Source organism: Ruegeria sp. AWH4_226 (genome assembly GCF_056159225.1).
In genome coordinates this window covers 1369838-1391273 of sequence record NZ_JBSWUU010000001.1, presented here as the reverse complement: position 1 = coordinate 1391273, position 21436 = coordinate 1369838, and the positions used below count along the sequence as shown (strand labels likewise).

Below are 21436 nucleotides of genomic sequence, written 5' to 3'. Positions count from 1 at the left end.
AGCCCGGAAACAGATGTTAGGTCAAAGGGATGACGATCCTTCAGACCTCAATTCCTTATGATCCGCTGTCACAACGACCTTTGCCGGGTATCCAGCCGCTTGCCATGGATGACTGGTTGCATTTTGACGATGCGTTTTCTGCCCAGATGCAAAGACGTGCTGCGTTGTTGGACGAGCGGCGGGATGACGTTCTGGCGCTTGACCACAGCGCGAAACCTGCAGCGCAAGAGCTTTTGAACTTGGTCTTGGATCACGCCTATCCGGGTTGCCTAGATCATGCGACGCGCCCTGATGGTCAGATTGTCGAAATCGACCGGACGCGCCCGTTGGAGACGCTCTGTCATTTGGTGCAAGAGGATTTCTGCATCCTGCAAAAACGTGGGGACGAACATGTTCTGACAGGGGCGATCCTGTGTTTCCCGGCTAGTTGGCGCTTGTCGGAAAAGTTCATGCGCCCATTGGTCGACATTCACATTCCGGTCTCCAGCTATGACGCGAACATCGCGCGCCGTGTGCAACGCCTGTTCGATGGAATACAGCCAGGGCGACCGCTGTGGCGGTTCAACGCCTTGTGGTACGCGGATGCAGAGCTGTACCAACCCCGCAGCGCAACCGAGCCGCGGCACATCACAGATCCCGAAGCTGCAGGATTCTTGCGAAGTGAACGTCAGACCTTGTTGCGTTTGCCGCAAACACGCGCGGTTGTCTTTTCGATCCACACTTATGTGCTTCTGGCGGACCACCTGCGCAAAATGGAAAACCCCGCCTAATGGCGGGGCCTCCTAGGAGGGTCTTTAGGTTAGTGCTACATGCCCAACGCGTTCGCGACACCGGCGATCGCTCCGCTTGTGCTGAGAGCAGAGATAGCGACGGTGTAGGCTAGAACCTGCGTGTTCAGGCGAAAATCTTCGCCTTTGATCAGGTTTACGGCGGCCAGAGAGACCGCGATTGGAACGGACACGCTGGCCACGGCCCCGGTTAATCCCCAACTGGACAGTCGCAGGATATCGCTGGGGTGCTCGTGGTTGAGGGGGGGCGTGTCTTCATTCCCATCAGTAGGCTGCTCGATGGGTTCTGTCCGAAAAGCAATGCTAAGCAATTGCTCATCCGACAGCTGGATCGGCCGGGCTGCTGGTGACAGCGCCTTTTTTTGTGGCTCGTCCGAGTCTTCTTCCGCAAAGTCCAGCCCCGCGAACGGGCCTGTCACTGCCTCAAAGATCTGTTTTCTTTTTCGAGGTTTCGAGGGGGTCAGTGTATTAAAAGCGCTCATAAATTGTTCGATGGTTAAGACTGTGTTGGGCGACAACCACTCGATCCGCTGCGTCACGCAGATATCGACCATCCGGTACAGGATGACCACCAGCATGAGTTCAGAGATTTCGCTGTCATCCAGCAACGCGGACACAGGCGTGATGGTGATTGTCAAACGGTTTTCCGGAAGAACTGCAATGGGTCTTTCCACCGTCTTGAGGCCTGCGGCACGGTCCATACGTTCGAACCTGTCTTCGGTTGCAGGCTGCCGAACGTCCAGGGTCAGGGCCACGAGGTATTGACTGGATACGATGCTGGCCTCGGTTGAACTCAGGACCGACTTGCGTTCAATCAGGTGGCCATAGTCTTCCAGCGTAGCGGCAACAATTCTTCCAAAACGCTCGATTGCGCCTTCGGCATCACCGTTGAACTGCAGACCACCGTGATAGCTGTGCTTCGGTTTCACCGCGCATTCCTTTGTCGCATCCCGTTTCAGCAACTACGGTACCAACGGATATGGGGCAGATTTTGGCAAGAATGGAAAAAAATGACTAATCGTTAGGATTGATTACTCTTTGGAAACTTAGACATTTTAGCGACCACTTAATGTCTGTGGCAAAAATGTGGCCGTAATGGGAAGAGTTGGGCCGGCTTCATGGCGCGTCTTAGCCATCGATTCGAGCGGCCATAATCGCGATGGATTGCTGATAAACCGTGGCAGCGTTCCACTGTTCAATCACCGAAAAATTCGGTTGGCCAGGCTGGTAGCCGCGCCCAGGTTTCCAACCCTTTTGACGCAGAAAGTTGGCAGTCGAGGCCAGCGCGTCCGTCATGTTGTAGAAATCGACGCGGCCATCGCCGGTCGCATCCACCCCGTAGGTTAAAGCATTGCCCGGCAGGAACTGCGTATGCCCTAATTCACCGTGCTTGGCACCTTGGGTTGCGGTCGTAATGCTGCCTTGATCGATCAGTTTCAGTGCGCCGATGGCATGGGGAATAAAGAACTCGGACCGGCGGCAATCATAGGCCAGCGTCGTGATCGCAGAGACAACCTGGCTGTCACCCATAAAGTTTCCGAACCCTGTTTCCATTCCGTGGATCGCGATGAGAACGCCGCTAGGGACGCCGTATTGTCTTTCAAGCGCCGCGTAAAAGTCCGGGTTGCGGGCTTTGCGTTTGCGCCCTTGTGCAACGATGGTGTCTGCGCCACGGATTTGCATGAATTTGTCCAGCGAGTATTTAAAGCTCTTCTGGTTCCGATCTGCCGCGATCGTGCGGCTGGCGTATTGAGTCTGCGCAAGAGCCTGAAGCCCCTTTTTCTTTACACCGGCCTTTTGGGCTTGTTTCGCAAAACTTTGCTTCCATGCTTCGAACCCTGCGCTTGTGTTGCCGCAGGATGCCGCGAATCCGGTGGAGGCGGCGGAAATGATCAACGCTGACGCGAAGCCGGTAATGAGTTTCATGAACTGCTCACTTTCATTCGAAAGACAATTTAGCACACGATAGCCGCCTCGGTGAATGTGCAGAAGCAAAATGCGCAGACAGATGCTAAATCGGCGGTTGCCGCCCTCTGACGAGCCAGTGAATGCTTGACCCAGCTTTTGCTCTGCGTGTTCTATGGCGTGATCCACTTGGTATAGGGAGATATTCCTATGAGTGCGGGTGCTAACAGACGCTGGTGGATATTAGGAGCCATGGGCGCAATCCTCGGGGTCATTCTTTTGGATGAAACCGTGGTTGGGGTCGCGTTGCCCACGATCCAAAAAGAAATTGGCCTTAGCGCACTTGAGGCGCATTGGGTCGTCAATATCTACCTGCTGGTTCTTGCCGCTCTTGCGGGGGCGGCTGGTCGGCTTGGGGATATCGTCGGTACTCGGATACTTGTTGTTCTGGGCTTGTTGATATTCGGATTTTCGTCGCTTGCGGCAGGATTGTCCGAGACCGGAACTGCACTTGTAGTGGCGCGCGCTGTACAGGGCATAGGGGCGGCAGTGATCTTCCCACTCTCACTGGTTTTGGTGTCAATGTCCTTCGATCAGGGCCAGCGAGGCATGGCACTGGGTATCTACGGTGCCATTGGCACGAGTTTTCTGGCTCTTGGCCCGGTCGTCGGCGGATTGCTTACGGATTATCTGTCGTGGCGATGGATTTTCTGGATCAACCCGCCCATCGTTTTGATCGTGGCCGTAGTAACATGGATTTTCTGGCGCGACCCGCCACATCAGCATGATGCCGGGTTTGACTGGACCGGTTTGCTTTTGCTGGTCGGCGGTCTTGCTTTGACAGTGTTCGGAATAATGGAAGGTCCCGAGCGTGGGTGGGGCCAGCCGGATGCATGGGGGCCGCTGGTGGTTGGTCTGGCCATGCTGGTTCTGTTGGTAATCGCAGAACTGCGCGTTCCGGCCCCGCTGATTGCGATGCGTCTATTCGCGGACGGGACGTTTGCGGCCTCGAACATGATTGTTCTGTTGGCTCAATTCATAAAAATCGCCACCTTTGTGTTTGGTGCGATGTACTTTCAAATGGTTGCCGGGTTTTCACCCTTAATGTCCGGGGTAGCCTTGTTGCCTGCGGTCGTTCCACCAGTGTTGATGGCAACTTTCGCCGGAAAGGCGGCCGACCTTTATGGTACGCGGCTGCCTTCCCTTTGTGGCGTATTGGGGAGTTTGATTGGTGTTGCCGCAGTCGCACTTGGCATGCAACTCGGTCAGACGGTGCTCATCTACGTGGGGTTGCTTTTTTCGGGGGCCGCGATTTCGTTCCTGTTCGTACCCCCGCAACGCGCGGTGATGATGTCAGTGCCGATGGGGATGCAAGGGCAGGCCGGCGGTATCGTGCTAAGTAGCCAGTTACTGGGCGGGACGCTTGGAATGGCGATCTGTAGCACGGCTTACACCATGCTTGGTTCTTTCCCGGCCGTATTCTGGGTTACGGCGGGCGTATCCGCTGTAATCCTCGTTTACGCCTGTTTGGCGCTGGAACAAACGCCCCCGATCCAGAGTGAGAACGCCTGAAAGAAAAGGGGGCGCCCAGAAGGACGCCCCGTATCGTACTGAACAGGCCGGATCAGCAGCTGTAATACATACCGTATTCAACCGGGTGTGGGGTGTGCTCGTAGGTTTCGACCTCTTCCATCTTCAGCGCGATGTAGCCGTCGATCTGGTCTTTGGTGAACACGTCGCCCTGCAGCAGGAAGTCGTGATCCGATGCCAGAGCTTCCAGCGCTTCACGCAGCGAGCCGCAAACGGTCGGGATGTCGGCCAGTTCCTCGGCAGGCAGATCGTACAGGTTCTTGTCCATTGCTTCGCCCGGATCGATCTTGTTCTTGATGCCGTCCAGACCAGCCATCAGCAGTGCGGCAAATGCCAGGTAGGGGTTCGCCGCCGGATCGGGGAAGCGAGCCTCGACGCGCTTGGCTTTGGGGCTTTCGGTCCACGGAATACGAACACAACCCGAACGGTTGCGGGCGGAGTAGGCGCGCAGAACCGGTGCTTCGAAGCCCGGGATCAGGCGTTTGTAGCTGTTAGTCGACGGGTTGGTGAAGGCATTCAGGGTCTTCGCGTGCTTCAGAACACCGCCGATGAAGTACAGTGCTTCGTCCGACAGGTCGGCGTATTTGTCGCCCGCAAATAGCGGCTTGCCGTCTTTCCAGATCGACATGTTCACGTGCATTCCGGTGCCGTTGTCGCCGGCAATCGGCTTTGGCATGAAAGTGGCCGACTTGCCGTATGCATGCGCAACGTTGTGGATGACATACTTGTACTTTTGCAGTTCATCGGCCTGCTTGGTCAGGCTGTCAAAGATCAGGCCCAGCTCGTGCTGACAGGACGCAACCTCGTGGTGGTGCTTGTCCACTTTCATGCCCAGACGCTTCATGGTCGACAGCATTTCCGAACGCAGGTCCTGGCTTTCATCGATTGGGTTTACAGGGAAGTAGCCACCTTTGACGCCCGGACGGTGGCCCATGTTGCCCATTTCGTAATCTGTATCGGTGTTCCACGAGGCATCAGTTGCATCAACTTCGTAGGATACTTTGTTGATAGAGTTTGAAAAACGAACATCGTCAAACAGGAAGAATTCGGCCTCGGGGCCGAAGAAGGCCGCATCGCCGATACCAGACGACTTCAGGTAGGCTTCGGCTTTCTGTGCGGTTCCGCGGGGGTCACGCTCGTAAGCTTCACCAGTGTCAGGCTCAACAACCGAGCAATGAATGCAGATTGTTTTCTCTGCATAAAACGGATCGACATAAGCGCTTGCGGTGTCCGGCATCAGTTTCATGTCCGATGCTTCAATCGACTTCCAGCCCGCGATGGACGATCCGTCAAACATAAAGCCTTCTTCCAGGAAGTCCTCGTCGACCTGATCGGCCATAATGGTCACGTGCTGAAGCTTGCCGCGCGGGTCGGTGAAACGGATATCGACGTATTCGGCGTCTTCTTCTTTGATCAGCTGAAGAACTGCGTCCTTGCTCATACTCACTATTCCTCTGGTTTAGGTGTGTTCGGTTACAGAGCTTCCGAACCGGTTTCGCCGGTACGAATGCGAATGGCTTGCTCAACGGGTGTCACGAAAATCTTGCCGTCGCCGATCTTGTCGGTTTTCGCAGCTGAGACGATGGCTTCGATGGCCGCGTCGACCTGATCATCGTCTAGAACGACTTCGACTTTTACCTTTGGCAGAAAGTCGACAACGTATTCCGCGCCGCGATAAAGCTCGGTGTGGCCCTTCTGACGGCCAAACCCTTTGACCTCGATTACGCTCAGGCCCTGGACCCCGACGTCTTGCAATGCCTCTTTCACTTCGTCCAGCTTGAACGGTTTGATGATCGCTTCGATCTTCTTCATCCCGGGCTCCCTCTTGCACTTGTCAGAATGGGACTGATCACGTCTATGATCGGTCGGCAATCTGATTGCGAAAATGGTCGAGGTCATGTGCTTGGAATTTCATCGACGGGTGAAATATTGATCGCTTTGCACAAAAAATAATCGCAATGGAATCGCTTTGGAGAGTTTGGAATGACAGTGTTACTGACGGCCGGGCAAATGAAGGCTATCGAGGGGGCCGCGATTAACTCTGGTGCGGTGACAGGGTTGCAGTTGATGGAGCGCGCCGGGCAGGGCGTTGTCGATGCGATTCTGGAGGAATGGCCAGAGCTGGGTAAGCACGAGGTGGGACATAAGACAAAGGGCTCTTTGGCCGCTGTCGTCTTGTGCGGACCGGGCGACAATGGGGGCGACGGGTTTGTTGTGGCGCGTCTGCTGAAGGCGCAGGGATGGACCGTCGAGGTTTTACTATTCGGTGACCCGGACAAGCTGCCACCGGACGCGCGCGTGAATTACGAGAAATGGAGGCAGTTGGGGCCTGTCGGCGATCTGACAGCAAAAGATGCGCTTGGCGGTATTGCAGAACCGAATTTGATCATTGACGCAATTTTTGGAACCGGTTTGGTGCGGCGCATTGAGGGAGTGCTGGCACAGGTGTTGCAGTCACTTGACGCATTGATTTTGCGAAAAGGGGTCAGGGTTGTTGCAATTGACACGCCCTCGGGCCTGTGTGCGGATAGCGGTAAGTCGCTTGGAACTTACGCGGGTGCTGACCTGACAGTTGCGTTTCATAGCGCTAAGCGGGGCCATTACCTTGACTGTGGGGCCGAAAAGTCGGGCCGGCTGGTCGTAAAGCCGATCGGGCTGGATGAGATTTGGAATGAAAGGGCCGAAGGGCCAATACTGGAGCTTACGCAGGGCGTCCCGCAGTCGGTCGGCAAAACAACTCAGACCCACAAGTACTCATACGGGCACGCGCTGATCCTGAGCGGTGGTGCAGGCAAAACCGGTGCGGCCCGGCTGGCGGCGCGCGGGGCGCTTCGTATCGGTGCGGGGCTGGTGACACTGGGTGTGCCGCCAGCGGCCCAGATGGAAGTTGCTTCGCAGGTGACTGCCATCATGTTGAAACGGGTTGAGGGCGCGGATCACCTGTCCGAAGTGTTGCAGGACGAGCGGCTGAATGCTGTGTGTCTTGGTCCCGGACTGGGGGTCGAGCGTGCGCGTGATTTGGTGCCTGCGACCTTGCAGGCCAAACGAGCAACAGTGTTGGACGCAGATGCTTTGACGGCATTTGCTGATGACCCCTCGGTCCTTTTTTCGAATTTGCATGAGAATTGTGTTCTTACCCCGCATGCGGGCGAATTCGCGCGTTTGTTCCCAGAAATTGCCGAAAAATTGACTGCCGTGCCCGAAAAAGGCCCGGCGTTTTCCAAGGCAGACGCTACGCAGGAAGCCGCGATGCGGGCGGGCTGTGTCATTCTTTTCAAAGGGCCGGATACTGTAATTGCTGCGCCAGACGGACAATGTGTAATCAATGCGGCGCTCTATGCGCGTACAGCCCCTTGGTTGGCGACGGCTGGGGCTGGCGATGTGTTGGCGGGTTTCGTCACCGGACTGTTGGCGCGAGGGTTGCCCCCGTTGCAAGCGGCAGAAGTTGCGGCTTGGCTGCATGTCGAGTGCGCGCGCGTATTCGGTTCGGGATTGATCGCTGAAGACTTGCCCGAGCAGCTGCCGTTGGTTCTAAAGAAATTGAATTTTTGATTGTCTAAGCGGGATGTGGCTGATCCGCTGAGTCTTCGGCGGCATTTAGCCGATGGCGTTGCCAGACGGAATGAGCGAGCATTTGCCTTACGCACTGCCGGGGGGCAAAATTTCACGGGAGTTGGCTGTCGTCCACTGAGTAACTCTCGGTAAATACTTGAAATTTCATTCAACTATGCACCCTGAGTAACGGTTGCGCATGACTTGGAAACTCTTGCAGAAGGCCACCGGCGCGGTGGCGGGATCAGTGTCCGGAAATTGGCGATAGCAGGGATAGTAAAGGTAAGCGAAATGACCAATCAGTTAAAACGGCTTTCATCAGTGGCGATTTTGGCCGCGACAACCGCCATACCGGCAAAGGCAGAACTGAAGTACGAAAACAACAGCGGTGGCTATGTCCTGCTCTATGGGCAATTCGACCCGGTGATTGTGTCTGTTGACGATGGTGAAGAGACCGAGACAAGACTGCTCGACAATGACTTGTCCAACAGCCGCGTAGGTCTGCGCTTGATGCAGCCTTATGGCAGCAACGAGTTTATGTTCCGATTTGAAACCGGTTTGGGCCTGCCAAGCACCGCAACAGCCAACCAGGATGGAACCAACACGGAAGGGTGGTCACGAGAAGACATCCGGCATGTCGATTTCTCACTTGAAGGTGGGTACGGCAAATTTTCCGCCGGTCAGGGCAGCATGGCCTCGGACGGGGCGGCTGAAACCGATCTTTCTTATGTCGGAACAGCTTTGTATTCCTTCACCAACGATGAAAATGGCGCGTTTTTCTATCGCGGATCGGACGGTATCCTAAGCGATATCACTGTCGGGGACTCAGCCGACAACTTTGATGGGGCTCGGCGCGGGCGCATCCGTTATGACACACCTGATTTCAACGGCTTTTCTGCCGCGATAGCCTACGGGCAAAACATTCTGTCCAGCAGTGATGACGATGACTATTACGACATCGCGATTTCTTACGGCAACACCTTTGCAAACGGCGTGGAATTTGCCGCAAGCGTAGCCTACGCGGTGCGTGATTTCGACGACAGTTCCGGCGAACGCAGAGACACGATCGCGTCTGGTTCGGTGCTGCTGCCTAACGGATTGAGCTTTACGGCCGCACTTGGCACGCGAGATAACACCGCTGCTGGTGCCAGCGATCCAGACTATTGGTACACCAAGGTGGCCTATGAAGGCGACTGGATACCTTGGGGGAAAACAGGAGTGGGCGTCGACTATTTTGACGGGTCGGATTTCGACAGCGAAGGATCCAGCACCAAGTCCTGGGGTATTGCTGTGGTTCAACGGATCGATAGCATTAACACGGATGCCTACCTGAAATATCGGAACCATGATTTCGACGACACGGTTGATTTCGATAAGAACGAAGCCTGGGTTCTGGGCGCGCTTTGGAAATTCTGACAAGGCTACTCCACGAGAAAACGCGCCCCGCTGTCATGCGGGGCGTTTTTTTGTTCAATTCGATGCCAAAACAAGGCTGATCGAGGCTTTGCCCCTTGCACGTGCGGGGCTGGACAAATAGAAGGCGTCAAATTTGCCCGGCGCGCCCTTTTGCGCGCCCCGAATCCTATGGGGACTACCATAATGCAGGTTACCGAGACGCTGAACGAAGGTCTGAAACGCGGCTACAATATTGTCGTTTCCGCAACTGAGCTGGACGACAAAGTCAACGAGAAACTGGTCGAAGCACAGCCGGAAGTCGAAATGAAGGGTTTCCGCAAAGGCAAGGTGCCGATGGCGCTGCTGAAAAAGCAATTTGGTCAGCGCCTGTTGGGCGAAGCGATGCAGGAAAGCATCGATGGCGCAATGAACAAGCACTTCGAGGACAGCGGCGATCGTCCTGCGCTGCAGCCGCAGGTCAAGATGACCAATGAAGACTGGAAAGAAGGCGACGATGTTCATGTCGAGATGTCCTATGAGGCGCTGCCCGAGATTCCGGAAGTTGACCTGAAATCGGTCGAGCTCGAAAAGCTGGTCGTCAAGGCTGATGATGCCGCCATCGAAGAAGCGCTGAACAGCCTGGCCGAGACCGCGCAGGATTTCACAGCCCGCCGCAAAGGGTCCAAGGCGAAAGACGGCGATCAGGTGGTGATCGACTTTGTTGGCAAAGTGGACGGCGAAGAGTTCGAAGGCGGTTCGGCCGAAGACTATCCGCTGGTTCTGGGGTCCAACAGCTTCATTCCGGGCTTTGAAGAACAATTGGTTGGCGTGAAGGCTGAAGAAGAAAAAGACGTCAACGTTACCTTCCCCGAAGAATACGGTGCCGAACATCTGGCAGGTAAAGACGCAGTGTTCACCTGCACCGTCAAAGAGGTGAAAGAGCCCGTCGCCGCTGAGATCAATGATGAACTGGCAACAAAATTTGGTGCCGAAGATCTGGCTGCTCTGAAAACTCAGATTGCCGAGCGTCTGGAAGCGGAATACGCAGGTGCGTCGCGCGCCGTGATGAAGCGCGCCCTGCTGGACGCGCTGGATGAGCTGGTCTCGTTTGACCTGCCGCCGTCGCTGGTCGAAGCCGAAGCCAAGCAGATCGCACATCAGTTGTTCCACGAGGAAAACCCCGATGTGGAAGGACACGACCACGGCGAGATTGAGCCGACTGACGAGCACAATAAACTGGCGGAACGCCGCGTGCGTCTGGGCTTGCTTCTGGCCGAACTGGGCCAGAAAGCCGAGGTTGAGGTTTCTGATGCCGAGATGACCCAGGCGATCATGAACCAGGCACGTCAGTACCCCGGTCAAGAGCGTCAGTTCTTCGAATTCGTACAGCAGAATGCGCAGATGCAGCAGCAACTGCGCGCACCGATCTTCGAAGACAAGGTTATTGACTACGTTTTCGAACTGGCTCAGGTCGCCGATAAAGAAGTTGGCAAAGACGACCTGCAAAAAGCCGTTGAGGCATTGGAAGAGGAATAATCCTCTTTCACCTGCGTTCCGCGCAGTCAAAAAAAGTCGGAGCCGTCTGAAGTTAGACGGCTCCGGTGGGTGGCTTTTGAACTTATGAGGTGAGGGGGTCAGGCCTCATGAACAAAAGCACGGGGGGTACTTAGCAGAGCTGTCTTTTGCTCTGGCGTGAAGCGGTCCGAAAGAGATTCTATCAACCGCAACACGTCGTTGACTTCGTCTTGTGTTCTCGCTGCATGCATCTGCTCGACGAAGTATCTCTCAAGCTCTGTCAGCGGCTGGTGATCTACGTTGGCGGGTTTTCTGGCTTTGCGGAGTCCGAAGCGTTCCAGCGCCTGTTCGTCGGTCAGGAAGACATCATGGTCGATGCCGGCATATTCCCGAATTCCGGAAATCCGTTCATCAGAGCAATCCATCAAAGCCGCCATTGCAACCACCTTGCCCATTGGCTTGGCCGTGCCAAGATAGTCATACGGCGCATTGCCAGAACGTTGCAGAACCCGGTTCATCACGGGATCAATTACTGCGATCGAGTCCAGAACACCGGCGGCCTTTGCGTATTCGAATGAACCGATCATGACTTCACTTGTCACATAGGAAACCGAGTTCTTGCCGCGCCCACGCCCCAGGCGCTTAGTGTCCACACAGAACCGGGTTGCTTCCCAAACCTGTGAGCTGCGCACCGGCGGTTCGCCATCAAGGATCGAATTGAAGACGTCCGCAAGCATGTGTGGACCCGTGGTCTGCAACAGGCGCATACATCCGACGACTTCCCCTTCGTCGTCGATGCTGACTACATGCGCCGGATTCAGGTCGTCGAACATGTCACGCTCGCGCCCGTCTACGATGTTGACTTCCCAGCCTAAACGATCCCCGAACACGCGTGCTCGAAGTTTGAACATTTCGTCCAGGACATCACTAAACATATGTTGGTTGATACCATCAATTACGATGATCATTTTCCATCCCCCTACAGTCTGGTTACCGTGGGGTTAAGGTTAACCAAACAGTAACCATAAACTATTGGGGGTATCCCGTATTTTTCGGATTTTTTGCCTACCCGGGCGCGATTAGACCTAAACCAATTGCTCGCCCGATGGCTTGAGGCGTGGTTAACGCGCCGAGCTTTTCACGACCGGACCGCATGTGAACTTCGACGGTGCGGTGGGAAATGGATAAAATATCGCCGATGTCCTGCTGGGATTTGCCCTCGGCAACCCATTGCAGGATCTCTTTTTCGCGTGTGGACAGGGCCGGCAGATACAGTGCTTTGGCCAAAACGCCGGACTGCATGACAGTGTCATGGGCCTGCACGGCCGCCAACTGAAGATCGCCCATTACGTGCCTCTTCAGCTTTTCCCATTCCTCATCTGAACAGTCACGAGTGACATTCAGCAACCCGCATTCCCCGTAGGGACCCCGAACAGGAACAGTCAAACCGCGGGATGTGATACCAAAGTCATGTGCATCCCGGAACACGGTATTAAACTTGTTATCTTTCTCGAACCTGGCCCAATCTACTGGCGCAATGCTGAGCGCAGACTTGTAAAGCGTCGGATCAAAGTGGTGAAAGCCGTGGCTACCGTAGTGGATTTTCCATTCGTCCGGATAGTTGGCATAGCCTTGTATATCCCCTTTGACCGGATTCATGGTGGCGTAAGAGGCATAGTCAAAGCCAAGTTCGTCACAGACAGCATTAATGATGTCGGCGGCCGACTTATCGCTGTGATCTATTGCGGCCAAGTCTATGAGTTTCACCTGTCCAACCTTTACTCGGTGCTATTTATCCCCAAAGCACCTTGCCCTTTTTAGTTCCACCTACGTTGCGTCAAGCGAGGTATTAAACGCAAGCGAATAGTTCATATCACACGTTCACAATGCGCAGCTTCGGCGAGCAAAATATTCAAATAGGCACAACATGCTCTGGGCTGCATGCATCGTGACGCGAACCGGCGTCGGATAGCTTTGGTTCGACGCTTGGTGCGTCGGTTTCTACTCAGTTCTCAGTCCGGTTTCGACAAGCATTCCACGCGCCTTGGCTTCCGGATAGTATCCTTTGGCGTAGAGAAATATCGCCCTTTGCTGATCGCCGTCCGATAACATCCAGGCACCGCGCAGGTATTTTCCCGCGAATTTCAGATTTGTATCTGCATCCAGAAGTCCCTGTGCCTTTCCAGAATACCCCATTGAGCGCGCCGTTGCCGGTAGTATTTGCAGCAGGCCATAATACGGCTTGTTCACGGCCCAAGGACGGTGGGTGCTTTCACGGATCGCCAGTTTGTGCACAAGTTCGCGCGGCAATTCGTAATGATCCGCCCATTTATTGATTGAGGCCCGAAGTTCCGGTGTTTCATTCGGATGAAGCGGGGGGACAAAAGTACTTTTCTCTGCCTTGGAAACTTCGCCTCCACCGCAGGCGGCGAGGGGGATCATAAGCAATAAAGCCATGCAAAAGCGACGCGTACGTTTTGACATTTTGATCTCCAATGAACGCTTGAGGATGATATGGATTGGTCGGCTGGTCGCAAGCTTAGAGAAAGAAATGGGCTAAATTTTGCTCGTTATGCATGTGCAAGAAAAAAGGCCGCACGAAACATGCGGCCTTTCAAAACTTGATTAAGCCCGCTTAGGCTTTGGCTTCGTCTTCGTCAGCCGGGGCTTCTTCGGATGCGACGAGTTCTTCGTCTTCCGAAGCCGCGGACCCAATATCGTCGAACAGTTCGGCGATCTCGAATTCTGCGGCTGCCTCTTCTTCAGCTGCCAGTTCCTGGATTGACTTGCCCGAAGCCTGCAGCTCGGCCTCTTCTTGCGAACGGGCGACGTTCATCTTGATCTCGACTTCGACCTCGGGGTGCAGTTTGACTGCCAGCGAGTGCAGACCCAGCTCTTTGATCGGTGCGATCAAAACGATCTGTTTCTTGTCGACGGTGAAGCCCGCTTCGGTGGCGGCGTCTGCGGCGTCACGCGGGGTGACCGAGCCATACAGGGCTCCGGCATCCGATGCCGAACGAATCACGATGAATTGCTGACCGTCCAGCTTTTCAGCCAGCGCTTCAGCTTCTTTCTTGGTTTCAAGGTTGCGGGCCTCAAGCTGCGCTTTCTGGGCTTCGAACGACGCGATGTTGGCGTCCGATGCGCTCAGCGCTTTGCCTTGTGGCAGCAGGAAGTTGCGGGCAAAGCCGGGCTTGACGTCAACGACGTCGCCCATCTGACCCAGTTTCGCAACGCGTTCCAGAAGGATAACTTGCATGTCAGTCTCTCCTTACTTCACAGCGTAGGGCAGCAGGGCGAGGAAGCGGGCGCGCTTGATAGCACGGGCCAGTTCACGCTGCTTTTTCGCCGAAACGGCGGTGATGCGGGAAGGTACGATCTTGCCACGCTCAGAGATGTAGCGCTGCAACAGACGTGTGTCTTTGTAGTCGATTTTCGGCGCGTTCTCACCCGAGAACGGGCAGACCTTGCGGCGGCGGAAAAATGGTTTTGCGGCCATGGTTTATGTCCTTTCGTCAGGCGTTGATCAGCGGCGCTCGCGGCGGCCTTCGCGCTCGTCGCGCTTCTGCATCTGGACCGAGGGGCCCTCGGCATGCTCGTCGACCTTGATGGTCAGAACGCGCATAACGTCGTCATGCAGGCGCATCAGGCGCTCCATTTCCTGAACAGCGCCAGCAGGGGCGTCGGTTTTCAGGAAGGAATAGTGGCCCTTGCGGTTTTTGTTGATCTTGTAAGCCATCGTCTTAACGCCCCAGTACTCGCTTTCGACGACGTTACCGCCGTTGTCCGCCAGAACGGTGCCGAAATGTTCGACCAGGCTTTCTGCCTGCGCGTTGGACAGGTCCTGACGCGCGATCATTACATGCTCATAAAGTGGCATGTGCACTCCTGTTTCTATCAAGGCGCATTTCATAGGCGGGGCCGTTCAACCCTTCGCGACCCTGCCACGAGAGGCTGCGCGATTCATGTGTTTAGCGAAGGATGGCCCCGTATACACGTTTAAGCGTGAGGGGCAAGCCCCGCCTTAGATGCCTTTGTGAAGTCGTGCTAATTCCTTTGCACTGCCCAATTCCTGACGCTTTTCGGCTCAAAGTTGTTTTTCATACCGAGGATAATCCGGACACACCGGACCCAAGACGGCAACCTGAGAAACAGGGTGAGAGATATGACCGCGATGAATACGAATACACTCCAGGACTCCGCGAGTTCCGCGAACTATGAGAAATCGGTACCAGTTCTGATCGCTTTCGCGCCAAATTGGAAAGTCAGGATGGTTTTGGCCCGCATTGTGGGTGCCATTTTGATCGTCATGGCCTTTTCGATGTGGCTGGTATCAGGTTCGGTCATGGCGGCCGAGGTATGGCCCATCAAGCTGGCTGCCTCACTGATGTTCTTGCTGGTCGGGGTCAGCCTGATGACAATTCAACTGCTGGATGCACGTCCCGATGCGTATTTTGACCCGATCCGACGCGAGGTTCGGGTGTTGCAAAAGAATGAAAACGGTCGCCCGCAGACCGTCCTTCGCCGAAGCTATGACACGCTGGGCGGTGCACGGTTTGCCGAAGACCAAGTCGAGCTTTTTGACGTAGACGGCAGTCTGCTGATGAAACTGCCGCTGCAATCAGCGGATGTCAGCCATGCACTAAAAGGTCAATTAAGTGGAAGTGTAACAATCTTCGCGTGAATTTTATTCTGTTCATATAGGAACAGCTATTGTGAGCGGATACCACTTGATGTGCTGCCTTCGGGCAGCACATTTATGTTTTCAAGCATCCCCTTTGGATTGCATCCACACAATCGCGGAGTGAATTATGAAACCCACCCTACTAGCCGCCGCACTCGCTGTTTCAGCGACAACTGCACTTGCCAGCGCTGAAAAGTATGTTCTGGACCCCAGCCACAGTCAGGTTGTTTTCAGTTACGACCACCTTGGGTTTTCGACTACGTATGGCATGTTCTCGGGCTTTGAGGGCGAGATCATGTTCAATCAAGAAGATCCGGCGGCATCCAGCGTCACCGTTTCGATACCCGTGCTTGAGATGATCACCGGTTGGAAACCGCGCGAAGATCACTTTATGACGGAGGATTTCTTTGGCGCGTCCGAGGGTGATATGATCACGTTCACATCGACCGACATCGAGGTCACTGGCGAGGACACTGCAAACATCACCGGTGACCTTACCATGAACGGCGTTACAAAATCCGTCGTTCTGGACGCTAAGCTGAACCAAGCGTCAGACCATCCGATGGCAAACAAGCCCTGGGCGGGTTTCGATGCGACCACGACGCTGGTGCGCAGCGAATTCGACCTCGGCCAATTTGCACCTTTTGTTGGCGACGAAGTTGAGGTTCGGATTTCTGTCGAAGCCCAGAAAGCCGAAACCCCAGATGGCTGATTACGTCTGACCGAATTTGTTAGACAAAATCGCCGGGGCGCTTTCCCGGCGATTTTTTTTACGTACCGCGCTGCGCTGTCAGGTTGACTGACACAACCACGTCAAAACCAAGCGACTCCTCAGTCGGTTGCGAGGTGCCGACATCAAAATTCATCCGGTTCAGTTCGAGTTCGCCAGACATGGTGGCTATGTTGTCCTGCAGATCCAGCGTGAAAGGGAGGACTACGTCAACGGACTTGTCGCGTATTGTCAGCGGGCCACGTGCCTCGTACCCGGTATCCGTTTTATAGATGTCGGCTTTGAATTGGGCGGTGGGAAACTGCGCGCTGTCAAAGAAGTCAGCGCCCATAGCTTGATCCGTGACGGTTCCCAAGCTGAGCGATGTGATGGAGATCGTGACATCCACGCTGCCAGCTAACCCCGGTGTTGCTGGGTCTTCAAAGGTTATTGCGGCGGTCCAATCTGCGAAACTGCCGGATACCGGGCTGCCCAGCTGGGTGATGGTGATCGCCAGGTTTCCATTTTGCACCTGCCAATCGGATTGCACTTCGGTCAGTTGAGCGGTGTCGCTTGCAGCGGCGGAGTGGTCCGAGAATAAGCCGATGGACCAGCCGCCAACCAAAACCGCGCCCCAGACAGTCAAAGCCGTAAACGCCGGCGCGACTGAGTGCTGTTGCAACGGAGGCTCAGGTGCATTTGACCGACCGGGCAACATGCGACGCAGGGTGCTATCCTTATCGATCACGTGGTGTTTAAGGGCTCCGACGATGTGCAGCGCCAATGAACCGGCCAGAACCCAAATAAATAGCCAGTGCAGGTTGGCCGTAACTTCGGCGACATAGGGCGACTTGGGGACAAACGGCAGGGTTTGCCCAAACGGCCACAGGATTGGGGCGTATCCTTCGGCCGCGGCGTGGTGCACCCAGCCCGTCAGAGGCACCAGAACCAAAGAGGCATAGAGCATCCAGTGCACGGTCTCGGCCGCGAAGGCCTCGGGCTTGTTGTCGGCGTTCAGCAATCCGGGCTTGGTTTGCGTCACGGCCCAGAGGATACGAGCAAGGGCGACGAAAAAAACTGTTACGCCAACCGTTTTGTGCAGGGAAAACAGTTGGGCAGCCCGTGTGATGTCTTCCTCGGTTGTCGGGACCGAAGGGTCGCGGATTGCGTAGGCCATGTCATTAGCGATCCAGCCCAGCGGCAGGGCGGCAAAGATCAACAGGGCGGTCAGCCAGTGGAACGTCTTGGTCACGCTGCCATATGCAGAGAAAGAGTTTGTCGGTGGCATCAGGGGCTCCGGACTGGTGTGGTTGGCCTAAACCTAAGGCCATGGGAACAGGACTCAATAGCGTGATGCGCACAGTCAAGGTGCCATGATGCAGAAGTCAGGCAATGCTTGTGCCGCGCCCGCAGTCGGTTTACACCCCGCGACAACCTAACGTCATTCAAGAGGTCGCAATGACACGCGCATTCGTTTTTCCCGGGCAGGGCGCCCAAACCATCGGGATGGGCAAAGCTCTGGCCGAGGTCTATCCGGCTGCTCGGGCTGTTTTTGATGAGGTTGACGAGGCGCTGGGTGAAAAACTGAGCGACCTGATCTGGGACGGTGATATTGCGGACCTTACGCTGACGCAAAACGCGCAACCCGCATTGATGGCCACGTCGATGGCGGCGATGCGCGCGCTCGAGGCCGAGGGCATTGCAGTCACGGATGCGGCTTTTGTCGCGGGTCACTCGCTTGGTGAATATTCTGCGTTGGCCGCTGCTGGTGCGTTGTCCGTTGCAGATACGGCGCGCCTTTTGCGCACACGTGGTCAAGCCATGCAAACTGCGGTGCCGGTGGGCGGAGGTGCGATGGCCGCAATACTTGGTTTGGATCTGGATACTGTCCGTTCCGTAGCCGAAGAGGCCGCTCAGGGCGAGGTTTGTCAGGCTGCGAACGACAACGATCCGACACAGGTCGTGGTATCTGGTTCCAAGGCCGCAGTAGAACGCGCCGCTGAGATCGCCAAGGAAAAAGGTGCGAAACGCGCTGTGATGCTGCCGGTCAGCGCACCGTTTCACTGCGCGCTGATGCAGCCTGCTGCCGACGTGATGGCTGAGGCTTTGGCGTCGGTCTCAATCAAGGCGCCGTCGGTGCCGCTGGTTGCGAATGTGCGCGCCGAGGCGGTTGCCGACCCTGATCTGATTCGCCAATTACTGGTCGAACAGGTCACCGGTTCAGTCCGGTGGCGTGAAAGCGTGCAATACATGGCGGCGCACGGTGTGACCGAGACATGGGAGATCGGAGCAGGCAAAGCCCTGACTGGCATGATCCGAAAGATTGACCGCGACATCGCGGGTAAAGCCGTTGGTGCACCAGAAGATGTGCAAAAGGTCCTTGAGGCCGAGTCATAAAGAATAAACGTCCCATTGGGACGCACCAAGAGGGAAACCGAATGTTTGATTTGACAGGTAAGAACGCGCTGATCACCGGCGCTTCGGGTGGAATTGGGGGCGACATCGCACGCGCGCTGCACGGCGCGGGGGCCACTGTCGGGCTCTCCGGCACGCGGGTCGAGCCGCTGCAGGCACTGGCCGAAGAACTGGGTGAACGAGCGCATGTACTGCCTTGTAATCTGGGAGATGCCGAAGCCGTTACGGCGCTGCCAAAGCAGGCGGCGGATGCGATGGGCTCGGTCGACATTCTGGTCAACAACGCAGGCATTACGCGAGACAACCTGTTCATGCGCATGTCGGACGAAGAATGGCAGAGCGTGATTGACGTGAACCTGACAGCCACCGCCAAGCTGTGCAAAGGCGTTTTACGCGGCATGATGAAGGCCCGCTGGGGCCGTATCATCAATATCTCGTCCGTTGTTGGCGCAACTGGCAACCCCGGGCAGGCAAACTATGCCGCGTCCAAAGCGGGTATGGTTGGCATGACAAAATCGCTGGCTTATGAGGTCGCAAGCCGCGGAATCACGGCAAACGCAGTCGCCCCAGGCTTCATCACAACGGCTATGACGGACAAGCTGACGGACGATCAAAAATCCGGCATCCTGGGTCAGGTTCCCGCCGGACGTATGGGCGAACCAGCGGAAATTGCTGCAGCAGTTCTGTACCTTGCCAGCCCCGAGGCGGGCTATGTCACAGGAACGACCTTGCATGTGAATGGTGGTATGGCCATGTTGTGAGCGCGAACAGGGCCGGGCGCGAAAGCGTTTGCCTTGGGCGTTGTCTGTGCTATAGGCGGCGCATACATGCAGAGGTCGACCGATTGGTCGGCCTTCTACTTTCCCGGTCTTCCGGGACCCAACCGCCCGGACCGGGCACATCAAAGCCAGCCTGAGCGGGCAAGGGCTGAACCGGGCAGTACGCCCTGAAATGGAATGAGGAATAGACATGAGCGACGTCGCAGATCGCGTAAAAAAGATCGTTGTTGAGCACCTGGGTGTTGAAGAAGACAAAGTAGCAGAGAACGCTTCGTTCATCGACGATCTGGGCGCAGACAGCTTGGACACAGTTGAGCTGGTTATGGCTTTCGAAGAAGAGTTTGGCATCGAGATCCCGGATGATGCAGCCGAGACCATCCAGACTTTCGGCGACGCCGTAAAATTCATCTCGGAAGCTTCTTAAACGCTTCGAACAGATAGAAAACGGCGTTTCCGGGCAACGGAGACGCCGTTTTTTCGTTCTTGTCCAAATTCTTCCTTGCTAGGTGCCATTTCGCTAAGCACTGTTAGGCCTGAGGCAAATATCCGAGCGGGCAGGGCATGATACGATCCACCCCGACCATAAACACGGCACGCTTGATGCTATGCGCAATGCGGCCCGAAGACTTCAACCGGTTCGCCGAGATTTGGCGCAACCCGTGCATCGTGCGCCATATTGGTGGCAAGCCGCGATCTCGTGGTGAGGCGTGGGATTCGTTTCTTCGGAATGCAGGGCACTGGCAGATGGCAGGATTCGGGCAGTGGGCCGTAATGCAGCAATCGAATCGGTTGTTGATCGGGCAGGCTGGCTTTTTCTATGGCAATCGTGCGCTGGGCGACGATTTCGACTGCTACCCCGAGGCTGGATGGGTTTTGGTACCCGAGGCACAGGGCCAGGGATTGGGGCTGGAAGCTGCGCAAGCCGCCCATGACTGGTTTGACCGCGTGATGCCCGGACCATTGGTTGCAATGGTAAATTCCGCCAACACCGTATCGCAAAAGCTGGCTGACAAGCTGGGATATGTCCCAATGCGAAGCTGCGAATACAACAGTACTCCGGTCGTTCTGTTGCGACGGAACGGTCCACCGACACGGATGTAACGCGACCGGCAATCATGCCGCAAAACACCCTCAGTTTGCCGAAACCAGTATTCTCCGGGTTTCATCCCGCGTGTATAGTGCGCTGGATTGCAACGCGACTGGGAGAGGGAGCGGGCTCATGAGAATTTATCCTACAATGGAACTGCAGAACGGCCGATGTGTCACGCTGGACAAGGGCCGTCTGGACAATGCCATGATCTGGCATGTGGACCCCATTGAAACGGCGCGTGGGTGGTCGGCCGCCGGGGCTGAGTGGATGCAGCTGACGGACTTTGATGCGATCGAAGGACGGGATACCAATTTTGGGTTGGTTGAAGAGATCATTCGCTCGGCCGAGATGCCTGTGCAGCTGGCTGGTGGTATGCGCAGCCGTGAGCAAGTTGCACATTGGATCGACAAAGGTGCAGGGCGGGTCGTGATCGGCACGCTTGCTGCGCGAGATCCCAATCTGGTGAAAGAACTGGCCAAGTTGTATCCCGATCAGATCGTTCTGGCGGTTGATGTCTGGCGGGGGTTTGTAATGACCGACGGCTGGCGCAGTCAGAGTGCATTCACTCCGGAAGCCTTTATTCAGGCCTTCGAGAATACTCCGTTTGCCGGTATTGTTGTGACCGATATCGACAGCGATATGGAAGATGTCGAGGCGCAGCTGGGGCTTATCTCGGGACTTGCGGAAAAGTCCCGAACGCCAATCATTGCAAGCGGTGTGGTGCGCACAGCGGACGACATTTCCAGATTGGCATACATCCCCAACATCTCGGGCGCGATTGTTGGGCGTGCGTTGTTCCGCAAGACACTCGGCCTGGCGGATGCGCTGGAAGTGGCCAAGACGGCGCATGAGCCGGTGGCACAGTTTCAGTAAGCCAACTGCAATTCAAAACCGCCTGTTGTCGTCACTGGTGACCGGCGGTTTTTTTGTCGAAAGAACCGATTTTATTGCCAAGCTTTTGCTTCGTGTGGCGAAATCGTGCCGGAGGGGAATCTGCCGTGGCTCTTGCCCCCG

General features: G+C 55.7%; 23 protein-coding genes. 12 read left to right on the top strand and 11 right to left on the bottom strand.

Annotated elements, in window-relative coordinates; all coding sequences use genetic code 11:
• Positions 1–29 precede the first annotated feature (29 nt).
• On the top strand, positions 30–770 hold the full coding sequence (locus ACXAET_RS06760) for a heme-dependent oxidative N-demethylase family protein (RefSeq protein ID WP_475183021.1): 741 nt from the start codon (positions 30–32) through the stop codon (positions 768–770).
• A 35-nt stretch (positions 771–805) separates the two neighbouring features.
• Here the strand turns inward: ACXAET_RS06760 and ACXAET_RS06755 are convergent, their stop codons facing one another.
• Positions 806–1717 carry a hypothetical protein gene (locus ACXAET_RS06755; RefSeq protein WP_475183018.1) on the bottom strand — a complete coding sequence of 304 codons (912 nt, stop codon included), beginning with the start codon at positions 1715–1717 and terminating at the stop codon, positions 806–808.
• A 199-nt stretch (positions 1718–1916) separates the two neighbouring features.
• Entirely contained in the window at positions 1917–2714 is a 798-nt protein-coding gene (locus tag ACXAET_RS06750) for a lytic murein transglycosylase (protein WP_475183017.1), read from the bottom strand.
• 189 nt (positions 2715–2903) lie between these two features.
• Between ACXAET_RS06750 and ACXAET_RS06745 the strand changes: the two genes are divergently transcribed.
• Positions 2904–4265, top strand: a complete 1362-nt coding sequence (locus ACXAET_RS06745; protein ID WP_475183015.1) for an MFS transporter — start codon at positions 2904–2906, stop codon at positions 4263–4265.
• 52 nt (positions 4266–4317) lie between these two features.
• On the opposite strand, the gene glnA is transcribed toward ACXAET_RS06745, so the two are convergent.
• Both glnA and ACXAET_RS06735 read right to left on the bottom strand, forming a co-directional pair.
• Positions 4318–5724, bottom strand: coding sequence for a type I glutamate--ammonia ligase (gene glnA, locus ACXAET_RS06740; RefSeq protein WP_475183012.1), 1407 nt, complete (start codon positions 5722–5724; stop codon positions 4318–4320).
• Between the two features lie 32 nt (positions 5725–5756).
• Positions 5757–6095: a P-II family nitrogen regulator gene (locus ACXAET_RS06735; protein ID WP_068331988.1), complete on the bottom strand. Its 339-nt coding sequence runs from the start codon at positions 6093–6095 to the stop codon at positions 5757–5759.
• Between the two features lie 171 nt (positions 6096–6266).
• Here ACXAET_RS06735 and ACXAET_RS06730 point away from each other — a divergent pair, with 171 nt between their 5' ends.
• The 3 genes from ACXAET_RS06730 (at position 6267) to tig (ending at position 10766) form a co-directional block, all read left to right on the top strand.
• The gene (locus ACXAET_RS06730; protein ID WP_475183007.1) at positions 6267–7835 is read left to right on the top strand and encodes an NAD(P)H-hydrate dehydratase; all 1569 of its coding nucleotides are present in this window, start codon (positions 6267–6269) and stop codon (positions 7833–7835) included.
• Positions 7836–8126: 291 nt separating this feature from the next.
• The gene (locus ACXAET_RS06725; RefSeq protein ID WP_475183004.1) at positions 8127–9251 is read left to right on the top strand and encodes a porin; all 1125 of its coding nucleotides are present in this window, start codon (positions 8127–8129) and stop codon (positions 9249–9251) included.
• A 183-nt stretch (positions 9252–9434) separates the two neighbouring features.
• Complete coding sequence (tig, locus tag ACXAET_RS06720; RefSeq protein WP_475182999.1) at positions 9435–10766, top strand: trigger factor; 1332 nt, start codon at positions 9435–9437, stop codon at positions 10764–10766.
• Between the two features lie 98 nt (positions 10767–10864).
• On the opposite strand, the gene ACXAET_RS06715 is transcribed toward tig, so the two are convergent.
• The 6 genes from ACXAET_RS06715 to rpsF all read right to left on the bottom strand — a co-directional run bounded on the left by ACXAET_RS06715 (position 10865) and on the right by rpsF (position 14625).
• Positions 10865–11713 (bottom strand): acyl-homoserine-lactone synthase, encoded by an 849-nt coding sequence (locus ACXAET_RS06715; protein ID WP_475182995.1) that lies wholly within the window; start codon positions 11711–11713, stop codon positions 10865–10867.
• 97 nt (positions 11714–11810) lie between these two features.
• Positions 11811–12512 carry a helix-turn-helix transcriptional regulator gene (locus ACXAET_RS06710; RefSeq protein WP_475182991.1) on the bottom strand — a complete coding sequence of 234 codons (702 nt, stop codon included), beginning with the start codon at positions 12510–12512 and terminating at the stop codon, positions 11811–11813.
• Between the two features lie 234 nt (positions 12513–12746).
• Positions 12747–13229, bottom strand: coding sequence for a transglycosylase SLT domain-containing protein (locus tag ACXAET_RS06705; protein ID WP_475182988.1), 483 nt, complete (start codon positions 13227–13229; stop codon positions 12747–12749).
• 151 nt (positions 13230–13380) lie between these two features.
• Positions 13381–14004: a 50S ribosomal protein L9 gene (gene rplI / locus ACXAET_RS06700; RefSeq protein ID WP_475182985.1), complete on the bottom strand. Its 624-nt coding sequence runs from the start codon at positions 14002–14004 to the stop codon at positions 13381–13383.
• A 12-nt stretch (positions 14005–14016) separates the two neighbouring features.
• A complete protein-coding gene (rpsR, locus tag ACXAET_RS06695; RefSeq protein ID WP_005608650.1) occupies positions 14017–14244 on the bottom strand; it encodes a 30S ribosomal protein S18 in 228 nt (75 codons plus the stop codon).
• Between the two features lie 27 nt (positions 14245–14271).
• Positions 14272–14625, bottom strand: coding sequence for a 30S ribosomal protein S6 (gene rpsF / locus ACXAET_RS06690; RefSeq protein ID WP_170349078.1), 354 nt, complete (start codon positions 14623–14625; stop codon positions 14272–14274).
• A 285-nt stretch (positions 14626–14910) separates the two neighbouring features.
• Between rpsF and ACXAET_RS06685 the strand changes: the two genes are divergently transcribed.
• Together ACXAET_RS06685 and ACXAET_RS06680 are read left to right on the top strand one after the other, a co-directional pair.
• Positions 14911–15429 (top strand): hypothetical protein, encoded by a 519-nt coding sequence (locus ACXAET_RS06685; RefSeq protein WP_475182979.1) that lies wholly within the window; start codon positions 14911–14913, stop codon positions 15427–15429.
• Positions 15430–15556: 127 nt separating this feature from the next.
• Positions 15557–16141 (top strand): YceI family protein, encoded by a 585-nt coding sequence (locus ACXAET_RS06680; protein WP_475182975.1) that lies wholly within the window; start codon positions 15557–15559, stop codon positions 16139–16141.
• Positions 16142–16199: 58 nt separating this feature from the next.
• On the opposite strand, the gene ACXAET_RS06675 is transcribed toward ACXAET_RS06680, so the two are convergent.
• On the bottom strand, positions 16200–17426 hold the full coding sequence (locus ACXAET_RS06675) for a cytochrome b/b6 domain-containing protein (RefSeq protein ID WP_475182972.1): 1227 nt from the start codon (positions 17424–17426) through the stop codon (positions 16200–16202).
• 170 nt (positions 17427–17596) lie between these two features.
• Between ACXAET_RS06675 and fabD the strand changes: the two genes are divergently transcribed.
• The 5 genes from fabD to ACXAET_RS06650 all read left to right on the top strand — a co-directional run bounded on the left by fabD (position 17597) and on the right by ACXAET_RS06650 (position 21295).
• A complete protein-coding gene (gene fabD / locus ACXAET_RS06670; protein WP_475182968.1) occupies positions 17597–18535 on the top strand; it encodes an ACP S-malonyltransferase in 939 nt (312 codons plus the stop codon).
• 41 nt (positions 18536–18576) lie between these two features.
• Positions 18577–19314: a 3-oxoacyl-[acyl-carrier-protein] reductase gene (gene fabG / locus ACXAET_RS06665; RefSeq protein ID WP_475182964.1), complete on the top strand. Its 738-nt coding sequence runs from the start codon at positions 18577–18579 to the stop codon at positions 19312–19314.
• 208 nt (positions 19315–19522) lie between these two features.
• Complete coding sequence (locus tag ACXAET_RS06660) at positions 19523–19756, top strand: acyl carrier protein (protein ID WP_008756330.1); 234 nt, start codon at positions 19523–19525, stop codon at positions 19754–19756.
• A 137-nt stretch (positions 19757–19893) separates the two neighbouring features.
• Positions 19894–20433: a GNAT family N-acetyltransferase gene (locus tag ACXAET_RS06655; RefSeq protein ID WP_475182960.1), complete on the top strand. Its 540-nt coding sequence runs from the start codon at positions 19894–19896 to the stop codon at positions 20431–20433.
• 118 nt (positions 20434–20551) lie between these two features.
• Positions 20552–21295 carry a 1-(5-phosphoribosyl)-5-[(5-phosphoribosylamino)methylideneamino]imidazole-4-carboxamide isomerase gene (locus tag ACXAET_RS06650; protein WP_475182956.1) on the top strand — a complete coding sequence of 248 codons (744 nt, stop codon included), beginning with the start codon at positions 20552–20554 and terminating at the stop codon, positions 21293–21295.
• The last annotated feature ends 141 nt before the right edge of the window (positions 21296–21436 follow it).

Coding starts and splice junctions, on each gene's coding strand:
- ACXAET_RS06760 (WP_475183021.1), top strand. CDS start 30: ATGACGATCCTTCAGACCTCAATTCCTTATGATCCGCTGTCACAACGA.
- ACXAET_RS06750 (WP_475183017.1), bottom strand. CDS start 2,714: ATGAAACTCATTACCGGCTTCGCGTCAGCGTTGATCATTTCCGCCGCC.
- ACXAET_RS06745 (WP_475183015.1), top strand. CDS start 2,904: ATGAGTGCGGGTGCTAACAGACGCTGGTGGATATTAGGAGCCATGGGC.
- glnA (WP_475183012.1), bottom strand. CDS start 5,724: ATGAGCAAGGACGCAGTTCTTCAGCTGATCAAAGAAGAAGACGCCGAA.
- ACXAET_RS06735 (WP_068331988.1), bottom strand. CDS start 6,095: ATGAAGAAGATCGAAGCGATCATCAAACCGTTCAAGCTGGACGAAGTG.
- ACXAET_RS06730 (WP_475183007.1), top strand. CDS start 6,267: ATGACAGTGTTACTGACGGCCGGGCAAATGAAGGCTATCGAGGGGGCC.
- ACXAET_RS06725 (WP_475183004.1), top strand. CDS start 8,127: ATGACCAATCAGTTAAAACGGCTTTCATCAGTGGCGATTTTGGCCGCG.
- tig (WP_475182999.1), top strand. CDS start 9,435: ATGCAGGTTACCGAGACGCTGAACGAAGGTCTGAAACGCGGCTACAAT.
- ACXAET_RS06715 (WP_475182995.1), bottom strand. CDS start 11,713: ATGATCATCGTAATTGATGGTATCAACCAACATATGTTTAGTGATGTC.
- ACXAET_RS06705 (WP_475182988.1), bottom strand. CDS start 13,229: ATGTCAAAACGTACGCGTCGCTTTTGCATGGCTTTATTGCTTATGATC.
- rplI (WP_475182985.1), bottom strand. CDS start 14,004: ATGCAAGTTATCCTTCTGGAACGCGTTGCGAAACTGGGTCAGATGGGC.
- rpsR (WP_005608650.1), bottom strand. CDS start 14,244: ATGGCCGCAAAACCATTTTTCCGCCGCCGCAAGGTCTGCCCGTTCTCG.
- rpsF (WP_170349078.1), bottom strand. CDS start 14,625: ATGCCACTTTATGAGCATGTAATGATCGCGCGTCAGGACCTGTCCAAC.
- ACXAET_RS06685 (WP_475182979.1), top strand. CDS start 14,911: ATGACCGCGATGAATACGAATACACTCCAGGACTCCGCGAGTTCCGCG.
- ACXAET_RS06680 (WP_475182975.1), top strand. CDS start 15,557: ATGAAACCCACCCTACTAGCCGCCGCACTCGCTGTTTCAGCGACAACT.
- ACXAET_RS06675 (WP_475182972.1), bottom strand. CDS start 17,426: ATGCCACCGACAAACTCTTTCTCTGCATATGGCAGCGTGACCAAGACG.
- fabD (WP_475182968.1), top strand. CDS start 17,597: ATGACACGCGCATTCGTTTTTCCCGGGCAGGGCGCCCAAACCATCGGG.
- fabG (WP_475182964.1), top strand. CDS start 18,577: ATGTTTGATTTGACAGGTAAGAACGCGCTGATCACCGGCGCTTCGGGT.
- ACXAET_RS06660 (WP_008756330.1), top strand. CDS start 19,523: ATGAGCGACGTCGCAGATCGCGTAAAAAAGATCGTTGTTGAGCACCTG.
- ACXAET_RS06655 (WP_475182960.1), top strand. CDS start 19,894: ATGATACGATCCACCCCGACCATAAACACGGCACGCTTGATGCTATGC.
- ACXAET_RS06650 (WP_475182956.1), top strand. CDS start 20,552: ATGAGAATTTATCCTACAATGGAACTGCAGAACGGCCGATGTGTCACG.